General features: G+C 58.1%; 11 protein-coding genes. 10 read left to right on the top strand and 1 reads right to left on the bottom strand.

The features are described 5' to 3' along the window. Positions 1-130: 130 nt before the first annotated feature. The 3 genes from BQ17_RS13055 to BQ17_RS13045 are packed head-to-tail and all read left to right on the top strand — an operon-like array spanning position 131 to position 2,608. A complete protein-coding gene (locus BQ17_RS13055) occupies positions 131-655 on the top strand; it encodes a PD-(D/E)XK nuclease family transposase (protein WP_176722416.1) in 525 nt (174 codons plus the stop codon). 31 nt (positions 656-686) lie between these two features. After that, positions 687-1,790, top strand: coding sequence for an amino acid ABC transporter permease (locus BQ17_RS13050; protein WP_089727747.1), 1,104 nt, complete (start codon positions 687-689; stop codon positions 1,788-1,790). A 56-nt stretch (positions 1,791-1,846) separates the two neighbouring features. Then, complete coding sequence (locus tag BQ17_RS13045) at positions 1,847-2,608, top strand: amino acid ABC transporter ATP-binding protein (RefSeq protein WP_439645671.1); 762 nt, start codon at positions 1,847-1,849, stop codon at positions 2,606-2,608. Between the two features lie 106 nt (positions 2,609-2,714). Here the strand turns inward: BQ17_RS13045 and BQ17_RS20770 are convergent, their stop codons facing one another. Beyond that, entirely contained in the window at positions 2,715-2,963 is a 249-nt protein-coding gene (locus BQ17_RS20770) for a hypothetical protein (RefSeq protein ID WP_141699265.1), read from the bottom strand. Positions 2,964-3,316: 353 nt separating this feature from the next. On the opposite strand from BQ17_RS20770, the gene BQ17_RS13035 reads away from it, so the two are divergent. The 7 genes from BQ17_RS13035 to BQ17_RS13000 all read left to right on the top strand — a co-directional run bounded on the left by BQ17_RS13035 (position 3,317) and on the right by BQ17_RS13000 (position 10,164). Continuing rightward, positions 3,317-3,481: a rubredoxin gene (locus BQ17_RS13035; RefSeq protein WP_089727743.1), complete on the top strand. Its 165-nt coding sequence runs from the start codon at positions 3,317-3,319 to the stop codon at positions 3,479-3,481. Positions 3,482-3,761: 280 nt separating this feature from the next. Continuing rightward, positions 3,762-4,121: a HesB/IscA family protein gene (locus BQ17_RS13030; protein ID WP_089727742.1), complete on the top strand. Its 360-nt coding sequence runs from the start codon at positions 3,762-3,764 to the stop codon at positions 4,119-4,121. A 198-nt stretch (positions 4,122-4,319) separates the two neighbouring features. Next, positions 4,320-5,351 (top strand): N-acetyl-gamma-glutamyl-phosphate reductase, encoded by a 1,032-nt coding sequence (gene argC, locus BQ17_RS13025; protein ID WP_089727740.1) that lies wholly within the window; start codon positions 4,320-4,322, stop codon positions 5,349-5,351. A gap of 74 nt (positions 5,352-5,425) precedes the next feature. Then, a complete protein-coding gene (locus BQ17_RS13020) occupies positions 5,426-6,097 on the top strand; it encodes a DUF6776 family protein (protein ID WP_141699264.1) in 672 nt (223 codons plus the stop codon). A 94-nt stretch (positions 6,098-6,191) separates the two neighbouring features. After that, complete coding sequence (locus BQ17_RS13015) at positions 6,192-6,689, top strand: bactofilin family protein (protein ID WP_176722415.1); 498 nt, start codon at positions 6,192-6,194, stop codon at positions 6,687-6,689. A 711-nt stretch (positions 6,690-7,400) separates the two neighbouring features. Beyond that, positions 7,401-8,195, top strand: a complete 795-nt coding sequence (locus BQ17_RS13005) for a M48 family metallopeptidase (RefSeq protein WP_089727732.1) — start codon at positions 7,401-7,403, stop codon at positions 8,193-8,195. 448 nt (positions 8,196-8,643) lie between these two features. Continuing rightward, positions 8,644-10,164, top strand: a complete 1,521-nt coding sequence (locus BQ17_RS13000) for an SUMF1/EgtB/PvdO family nonheme iron enzyme (protein ID WP_089727730.1) — start codon at positions 8,644-8,646, stop codon at positions 10,162-10,164. The last annotated feature ends 283 nt before the right edge of the window (positions 10,165-10,447 follow it).

Raw genomic sequence — 10,447 nt, 5'->3', positions numbered from 1 at the left:
TATACTGCCACACGGCACAATCCGAGCTTTTGAATTTCCCCCTCACCCCGGCCCTCTCCCGGAGGGAGAGGGAGTGAAATGCGCAAATTGTACCGTGTGGCAGTATATTTCTGTAAGAGAGGACAACAACGTGAAGAAAACCGGCCGCAAGATCGTCACCTTTGATTGGGCCATCAAGACCATCCTGCGTGACAAGGCCAATTTCGATGTGCTGGAGGGTTTTCTGACGGCCCTGTTCGGAAGGCCGGTGGTCATCCTCGACATGCTGGAGAGTGAGAGCAACCGACATGACGACCGTGATAAATACAATCGGGTGGATCTCCTAGCTAAGACCGACGACGACGAACGGATCATCGTCGAGGTGCAATATCTCTCGGAAATGTCCTACCTTAGGCGCCTGGCCTACGGCACGGCCAAGACCATCGTCGAGACCCTAAAGACGGGCGAGCCGTACACCAATCTCAAGAAGGTCTACTCCATCAGCCTCCTCTATTTCGATGTCAGCCATGACGGTGATGACTACATCTATCACGGCAAGACCGAATTCACGGGTTTCCATACCCACCATCCCGTGACGCTAAAAAAATCCCTGGTCGGGGGTCCGATTCAAATCGGTGAGACGAATATCTTTCCCGAAAAACCGGCCATTCTCTGAATTGCTTGCAAAATCAACGCAGTAACCCCAAATGTCAACGGGACCTAGGCACCTCTCTACCAACACGCCACCTTTCCACTGCTACTTGGCCCCCCTCACATGGGTCCGTGCAAACCTGCTCTCGGGTCCGGTCGATTCCGTGCTGACCCTGCTCGCCCTTTATCTGCTCTGGATCGGCATCCCGCCCTTTATTCAATGGGCCGTCATCGATGCCGATTGGGTCGGTAACAGCCGTGACCAATGCACCAGCGGTGGGGCCTGCTGGGTCTTTGTCCGCGTTCGCCTTAACCAGTTCCTTTACGGTGCCTATCCCGCGGACCAGCAGTGGCGCGTCAATCTCGGCCTGTTGCTGTTCGTGTTTCTGTTGGTCCCGCTCATGCTGCGCCGAGTGCCCTACAAACGCATCTTGGCGGTGCTCCTGGTAGTCGTTTATCCCGTCGTCGCCTACGTGCTCTTCTATGGGGGACTATTGGAACTGCCGGTGGTCGAGACCCACCAGTGGGGCGGGCTGATGCTGACCCTGATCCTGGCGGTAGTCGGCATTGTTCTCTCGCTTCCCTTCGGTATCCTGCTCGCGCTGGGGCGACGCTCGGACCTGCCAGTCATCCGCGCCGCCTGCGTGACCTATATCGAGCTCTGGCGTGGCGTGCCGCTGATCACCGTGCTGTTCATGGCCTCGGTCATGCTGCCGTTGTTCTTTCCAGAGGGTTTCAATCCCGACAAGCTGTTGCGCGCCATGATCGGTATTGTGTTGTTCCAATCGGCATACATAGCCGAGGTGGTGCGCGGAGGGCTCCAGGCGATCCCGAAGGGCCAATATGAGGCGGCCAAGGCCCTAGGGCTGGGCTATTGGCAGACCATGGGCCTGGTCATCCTGCCCCAGGCCCTGAAGCTCGTGATCCCCGGCATCGTCAATACCTTCATCGCCTTGTTCAAGGATACGACCCTGGTCCTGATCATCGGTCTGTTCGATCTGCTCGGCAAGGTCCAGCAGGCCTTCAACGACCCGGAATGGCTGGGCTATTCCACCGAGGGCTATCTCTTCGCGGGCTTTGTCTTCTGGGCGTTCTGCTTCAGCATTTCCCGTTACAGTCAAGCCCTGGAACGTGCGCTGCATACTGACCATAGGCATTGAGGCGGCAGATATCGCCGGTTTCGGCATTTCCCCAACATCACTTGGACGCGTCACCCATGGCCCATGAAGATCCTGCATCCACGAATGCTCCGATGGTCGATATCCGGGGCCTCAACAAGTGGTTTGGAGCCTTCCATGTTCTCAAGGACATCGATCTGCGCGTCGACAAGGGACAGCGCATCGTCATCTGCGGTCCGTCGGGTTCCGGAAAATCGACGCTGATTCGCTGCATCAACCGTCTCGAGACCTACCAGCAGGGACAGATCACCGTCGACGGCATCGAGCTCGGCGAGAATTTGCGCAACATCGAGCGGGTGCGCCGCGAAGTCGGCATGGTCTTTCAGCATTTCAACCTGTTCTCGCACCTCACGGTGCTCGAGAACTGCACCCTGGCTCCGATCTGGGTGCGCAAACAGTCACGCCCGGAGGCCGAGCAGACGGCGCTCAAATACCTGGAGCGGGTACGGATTCCCGAGCAAGCCGATAAATACCCCGGCCAGCTTTCAGGCGGTCAACAGCAGCGGGTCGCAATCGCCCGCAGTCTGTGTATGAGTCCGCGCATCATGTTGTTCGACGAGCCTACCTCGGCCCTTGATCCCGAAATGATTAAAGAGGTGCTCGACGTTATGATCGAGCTCGCCGAAGAGGGCATGACCATGCTCTGCGTTACTCACGAGATGGGTTTTGCCCGCACGGTCGCCGACCGTATGATTTTCATGGACGAGGGTCGCATCGTCGAGAGTGCGGAACCGGACACTTTTTTCCGCAATCCACGACACGATCGTACCAAGGAGTTCCTGGGGCAGATCCTGGGCTAACAGGTACTGCAAAAGTGGCCGCTGCGGCAGCAAGCTCTCCTGTTACTGGTGTGCGGCGCGGCAACGAATTTTAGGTACGGGAGGACTCAACTGGTGCCTGCCTACCTCATTTCGACTTATATTGCGGGTGGAGTCGCTTGAGCTTGGTGCAGGCATCTTGGGTAGTGAACTGCCAATCAACACCGACCTGCTCAGCATTGCGCTGCTCAGCCCAAGCGGTTGCCTCGCGGCGGAGTGTTTCCAGCTCGGGGATGCAGCGGTTCAGGCATTGCTTGGTGAACACGCTGCGCTCGATTTCGGCGCTGTCCAACCAACTGCCATGCTTGAGCGTGTAGTAAATCTCCAACATCGACATCGAGCAACGTCTTGACTTCCTGGGCCAGGTCGATCGCGGTTTTGGTCGCACGCACACAGACCTTACGTCGTCCGCCCAAGGGTTCGGTGATTATGCAGTTGACTGCGGTTCCCAAGCGTTCGTACTCTTAACATCATAGCAACATGGCTGACCCAGCTCTGCGAAGGGGCCAACGCGTCTCCCCGATCAACTGGAGTGGCTGCTCATCAAGACAGACCACCGAGCGTCTGGGGTCATACGGATGCCGATAAACCTCCAGGACATCCTCCATACCGGCGGTATCAAGAGCTATCATCAATGCCATGAATTTGCAATATTAGTCGAAACTAGGCACTAGACCGAAGGATCTATCCATGAAGACCTACATGTGTGTTACTTGCGGCTTCGTCTACGATGAGGAAAAGGGCTTGCCGGATGAAGGTATCGCTCCGGGGACCAAGTGGGACGACATACCCATGAGCTGGAAATGTCCGGAGTGCGGTGCCGGCAAGGATGACTTCGAGATGATGGAGATATGATCGCGGTCACCGACTTTCCGCATCAGCCAGTGCCGGCGGGTCTGGTCCAGGCTGAACCGAGGAGTGGGTCCGGGCGTTCCGAATACCGTCATGAGCCGCGATTTTACGCAAGCGGTCAGTCTCGCATAGCGCTGTTGCGGGCTGATCGAGGTGTCCGGCACTGAAATCGGCATCGGCTTGCTGGGACGCTTGTCAATGACGAAGAGCATAAAAAGGGTGAGAAAGCTGTGCTCTTTCTGCTAGGATGGGAAGTCAATGCAAGATTTTCGGAGATGATCCAATGTTGGCGGCCCTCACCGAGCAAGACCTCTCCTTGACCATGCTCGCCCAAGACAAGATAGGCGAGCTCTTTTCTCAGGTCGACGACGCCATCCAGGGCGTGCGTGTGTTCGCAAACCCAGGCGGATGTAGCGGCATCAGCTTCGGCATGACTTTCACCGACAGCGTCAATGACAACGACGGTGTCCTTGCCGTCGGTGGGTTCAAGCTCATCGTCGACGAGGGTACACTCCAGTATTTACGGGGTGTCGAGATCGATTTCGTCGATCGCGGCGACGGCAATGCCAGTTTCGTGTTCAACAACCTCCCTTCCATGGGCGGCGGCTGCGGGACCTGCGGGTCGGCCGGCAGTTGCTCCTGACCCGCATTTCAAAACACCGTTACAGTCCCCAGGGTAATGGATGATCGGTGCACACCGGTCTTCAGCAGATAACGATAACAAAAAAGTGGTAACTCTTTTTGTGCAAAGCGGCGGTTGCCGCTTTTTTCTTCTCTGTTCCCTGGTCACGACCGCCCGGCCATGCGGTCGTGCCTTGATTCGTGCAGGGTAAACCGCGGTATGATCAGGGTCGGTATTGTCGGTGGTACCGGTTACACGGGGTCGGAGCTGCTGCGCATTCTGATGGGCCATTCACAGGTCTCGCTGGCGGCGATCACATCGCGGGCGGAGGCCGGCACGCCAGTGGCGGAGCTGTTCATGCATCTGCGCGGGCAGGTGGATTTGCTGTTTACCGAGCCGGATTTGTCCTTACTGTCCGAATGCGACCTGGTATTTTTCGCGACCCCCAACGGGACCGCCATGAGGCTGGCACCGGAGCTCCTGGCACGGGGGACGCGCGTCATCGATCTCGCCGCGGATTTCCGGCTCAAAGACAGCGCATTATGGGAGCGTTGGTACGGTATGCCCCATGCCTGTCCCGATCTCCTCCAGGAGGCCGTCTATGGTCTGCCTGAGATCAATCGCGATGCGATCCGGTCGGCGCGCCTGGTTGCCAATCCGGGCTGCTACCCGACCGCGGTCCTCCTTGGTTTTCTACCATTGCTGGAGGCGGGGTTGGTGGACCCCGGTTGGCTGGTGGCGGACGCCAAATCCGGGGTCAGCGGGGCCGGTCGCACGGCTGATGTGGGGATGCTGATGGCCGAAGTAGGCGAGAGCTTCAGGGCCTATGCGGTGGGTGGACACCGCCATCTGCCCGAGATTTTCCAGCATCTCAAGTCCTTTATGAAGGGTGAGCTGCGGTTGACCTTCGTTCCTCATCTGATTCCCATGATCCGGGGTATCGAAGCGACGCTATACGCCCGCCTCGGCAATTCCGGGGTGGATCTCCAGGCCCTGTTCGAGGGACGCTACGCGGCGGAACCCTTTGTCGATGTGCTGCCCGCCGGATCGCACCCGGAGACCCGATCGGTGCGGGGTAGCAATCACTGCCGGCTCGCCGTCACCGAGCCATTGGGCAGCGGCACAGTTGTGGTACAGTCGGTAATTGACAACCTCGTCAAGGGGGCTGCCGGTCAGGCCATTCAGAACATGAACCTGATGTTTGGTTGGGATGAATCCACGGCGCTGACGGGCGCCGCTTTGCTACCCTGAGGATCGGCGTTATGGGCCAACATAGAGGTATCGTTACCCCCAAGATCGTCCAACCGGCCAGTAGTGCTGCACGGGTGGCCTTCGTCCTGTTGATCTTGGTGGCACTTGCAGCTGTGGTTATCGGGGCCTTTTTCGTAGGGAGACAGACTGGAGTCGGGATGCTAAAGCCGTTGGGCGAGTATATGCGCGCGGCTGAGGGTAAGTGCGACGAGTGCGACGCGCTTGCCGCGCAGGTCTCAGATTTGAAAGAGCGAAACCTCTTCTTAAAGCAATTACAACAGATCGATCGTGAGGTCAATCGCAACCTATCGAAGCAGATAAAAGAGGCGCAGGATGAACGGCTGACACTGGAGAAGGAGGTATCTCTCCTCCGGCGTTTGGTCCAGGAAGGCGGCGGAGGGATTCTGCAGCTGAAAGATTTTAAGGTGGAAGCGATGGGCACACCGGGTGAGTTCCGATACAGCTTCACCCTCCGGCAGCTTGTCCAGGGCTTCGGTGAGTCTACCGGGGAGATCGAGGTACAGGTTATCGGCAAGCGTAACGGCGAGGGGAAGGATCTATCTCTCGACAAGCTGGTAGGCTACGACCGGTTGCGTCACAGGATGAAATTCAAACATTTTCAGAACGTTCAGGGTTCTGTCAAAGTGCCCGATGACTTCGAACCGGAAAAGCTGATTGTCGAGGTCAAACCTGAAACCGACAAGATGAACCCGGTTAGCGAGATCTTTCCCTGGAGCCTCGAGTGAGAGGGGTAGGCGGCGGCCTGCCTGGGATCTGACATCTAACCCCATTTCGTAACTTTTCGGGCTTTGGAACAATCACAAGGGCGGGAAAATGCCAATGAGAAATAAGAGACAGCAACCACCGGCTTATAGCTCGATCGTTGGCGAGGGTACCGAGATCGTGGGGAAAGTTCACTTCGTCGGCGCGCTGCACATTGATGGAAAGGTGGTAGGCGACATCAAAGAACAGTCGTCGGATGGGTGTGCTTTGACCCTTGGACCGTCCGGTGTAATCGAGGGTAACGTCGACGTTGCGCATGTTGTGCTCGATGGCACCATCAGAGGCGACGTTCGGGCCGCGTACCGTGCCGAGTTGAAATCGGGGGCGCGCATCGAGGGCAAAGTCCATTATAGCAGGCTCCAGGTGCCGGAAGGCGCGGAGATCAACGGAGAGCTGGTGCGGATAGACGAACATCAAACTTCCCCGTTGCTGAATCAAAGTGAAGGAAAGGAACAGACCGGAGATAGAAAAGATCCGGCTCGGAAAGCCGTCGCCTCGGATAAGACCGCTAGTAACGACCTCGGTTCGGACCTCCGGAGCAGTGCGGAGACATGAAGCTACTCGGGACCCTCTATTGGGGGCCCGACATCCGCCAGAATATCACTTGCCGTCCGCGTAAGTCGTAGATCGGGAAGCTGCGTTTAAGCACTTGGACCGGAAAGTCCGCTCTCCCGTACTGGGAATCTATGCAGTCCTTGCCATGGCCTTAGCATGTACCGGATTTTGAGGACCTTCCGTCAGGATCTCTGCCGGGAAGTGGAAGCGGAGTCGATGGGGCGAGTGTTTTCTTTCGGCCCGGTGTAGGGGGGTAGCGACAGTGGGATGATGTCCGAGTCCGTTTCCGATACTTCCGATCCGCTGTGCCGGGCTGGCCCCTGGGAAATGATTCCGTACAGGACCCCGGCCACGAGCGCGAGCCCGGCAGCGAGTAGAAGCATCTTACGGGGGAAATGTCTGGTATCCTTGAAGGAAGGGTCTTTGTGACGGAATTTGTAGTCGTACATAATAAAATCGCGGTAACTTTTTTAGCTAAATAGCGTCTTCCGGTCAGGTACTCGTCCAAGGTTGCTGGCTGCTCCGGATCGAGCATGCGATCGCTGACACCGATGTCATGGCCGACCATCCTCGACGCCCCGATGCAACCCTCGCGCCAGCGCTTGAAATCGTCCCGACCCCTGCTGGGCAGTCACATCGCCCGCGCCAGACACAGCTTACTCCCAATGTGCCGATTTTTAAATCGCTGATCAATGAGGAGAGAACAGGACAATGCATGTCTCAAAGCGATTTGTTTTTCTGGTGACCGCGGTTGCGGTCGCGGCCCTGACCGCCTGCGCGACGGCACCGGAGACCGGCCGCTCCCAGCTCATCCTTATCGACTCGGCCCAGGAGACCAAGCTCGGATTTCAAGCGTTTCGAGAAATGAAACGCAAGAAGCCTATCGTCACCTCGGGATCTCAAGCGAAGCGGCTACAGCGGGTCGGAAAGCGGATCGCTGCGGTGGCGAAGGTGCCACACGCCCAGTGGGAGTTCGTGCTGTTCAAGGACTCGGACAGCGCCAATGCCTTTGCCCTGCCCGGGGGGAAGGTCGGGGTCTATACCGGCATACTTCCGGTCACCAAGAACGAGGCCGGGCTCGCCACCGTCATTGCCCACGAGATCGCCCACGTCACCGCCCGTCATGGCGCGGAACGCATGTCTCAATCCACGCTGATCGACATGGGGGGCTTGGTACTGTCCGGTGCGCTGGGGCAGAACAAGGCTACGCACGACATGGTCATGCAGGCCTACAGCCTCGGGACCACGGTCGGTGTTGCGCTCCCCTACTCACGCAAACAGGAGCTGGAGGCCGATCATGTAGGTCTGCTCTATATGGCGCGGGCCGGTTACGATCCGCGGCAGGCCGTCGCCTTTTGGCAACGCTTTGCGGAGTATGGCCGCAAGCGTGGCGGTAAGCCTTTGGAGTTCCTCAGCACCCACCCCCTCGACAAGACAAGAATTGCCGCGCTCAAGCGCCTGATGCCCAAGGCCCTGCAGGAATATAAGCGGGCGAAGCGGTCCTGAATGATTTGGCGTTGTCCGGAGGGAAAAGATCCCTCCTGTGTCGGGACTAGTTCGACTGTACTAGATACTCGGACCGCCCAAAAACCAAAGCGCCGTCGCCGCGCTGCGTAGGAAATGCCGCACCACCGATCCTTGAGCAGATACCGCACGTGGAGTGCACACCGCCGCGGGTCGATCAGGCCGCAGCGCCTTGCCGGCGCACTCCAAAAAGTCCGGTAGATTACCCGATTGCTCCGATTTATTTGTCTGCCAACAGCTTGTTTCAGCTGTGATTACCATTCGGTGGCCCCGAAGCCCCGGTAGCTGACCTGATGGCATTGTGGGAATCTGGGTAATCTGCGGATGGGAGGATGTGGTTACCGATCACCTTGAGTTGCCATAGGGTTATCCTTCCTGATTTGATCCACGTCCGCCGGGCGAGAGAACGAGGAACAGGATTTGTACAGACATGGCCGACATCTTCATCAGCTACTCACAACAGGACCGCCGGCGGGTAAAGCCCTTGGTGGATGCCCTGACCGCCGAGGGCTATGAGGTCTGGTGGGACTTGAAGATCTGCGCCGGCGAATCCTTCGACGAGCTCATCGAGAGCACGCTGGAAAAGGTGCGGTGTGTCGTCACTGTTTGGTCGCAACACTCGGTGACCTCCGAGTGGGTGCGCGCCGAATCGGCTTGGGCGAAAGATCAGGGAAAATTCGTCTCCATACGAATCGATGGGGACATCAAGCTGCCCCTGAAATTCTACAATGTCCACACCCGCAGCCTGGTGGGCTGGACAGGCACTCGGGACTCTGCTGCGTTTCGGGATCTGCTGGCGGGCATTGCCAAAATCGGTGGCCCGCCCCCAACGCCTGAGCCCGATCTGCCTTCAACACTGGACCCAGAACCTATACCACACATTCTTCAAGAACCGCCGGCAGACACTCCTAAGACCGCCGAATCGCCCTCGCCATCGTCTGATCCGTCTCCGCCACCGGGTCCAGGGTCCGCAACAAATGCTCCAAAGCAACCAGTCTCGACCCGACGGTGGATTGGCATAGCCGGGTTGGCTGTAATCGGGACGTTGGTTGGGGGTATTGTCCTGTTTGGCCCAGGGGATAAGCCTGTTCCAAGCGGCACTGCGCCAACTTCATCTCGGACTGAGACGCCGGCACCCCTGGTATCACCGGCCTCGGAGCCTGAGAAGAATTCGTTTGTCCCTCTGTCGGTCTTCCACGATACCCTCAAGGACGGGTCGCAGGGGCCGGCAATGGTTGTCATCCCCGGCGGTAGCTTCTGGATGGGCTCCCCTGCCAGCGAGACCGGGTACGGTGGCGACGAGGGACCGGTCCATGGGGTGACGCTGCGCCGCTTTGCCATGGGCCAGACCGAGGTCACCTTCGATCAGTACGAACGCTTCGCTATGGCCACGGGACGTAAAAGGCCGGACGATGCGGGTTGGGGACGGGGCCAGCGGCCGGTGATCGATGTCTCTTGGCAGGACGCCACGGCATATGCGGCCTGGTTGAGTGATCAGACCGGCCAGAGCTACCGCTTGCCTACCGAGGCCGAGTGGGAGTATGCCGCCCGGGCCGGCACCTCGACCCTCTTCTGGACCGGTGACTGTATCCACACCGACCAGGCCAACTACAACGGCAACGAGGACTACAACGGCTGTGGGGCCAAGACCGGGATGTGGCAAGGACAGACGGTCCCGGCCGGCAGTCTGCCGGCCAATCCCTGGGGGCTCCATGAGACCGCCGGCAATGTCTATGAGTGGACCCAGGATTGCTGGCACAAGAACTACCAGGGTGCCCCGTCCGACGGCAGTGCTTGGGGTCAGGGGAACGGCGGCAATTGTGCCGGGCGTGTGGTTCGCGGCGGTGGCTGGGACTTCCCTCCTCAGTTCCTCCGGTCGGCGTTCCGGTACTGGCTCACCTCCGATGGAGCGGACGACATCCTCGGTATTCGTCTCGCCAGGGCGTTATGACCCTTTGTTCTGTGTACTTTATCCCTGTGCAAATTCGCATTTTGAATCCGCAGATTACGCAGATTTCCGCAGATTATTTCATTTTTAATCTGTGAAAATCTGCGTAATCTGCGGATATAAAGCCGTATAGAACTAGTACCTAGTTTCGATCGATATTGCTAGGGGTTGTTCTCAATTAACAAACGATCGGTAGTGGTAAATTCATAAGTGTTAAAGTAGAGCGGTTCATCTTTTTGATCCCCTCTCCCCAACCCTCTCCCGGCGGGAGAGGGGGCATAGCGGC

The organism is Candidatus Thiosymbion oneisti, assembly GCF_900092655.1.
Lineage (GTDB): Bacteria > Pseudomonadota > Gammaproteobacteria > Chromatiales > Chromatiaceae > Thiosymbion > Thiosymbion oneisti.
The sequence above is the reverse complement of the archived record's forward strand: the minus strand, read 5'-3'. Positions and strand labels throughout refer to the sequence as shown.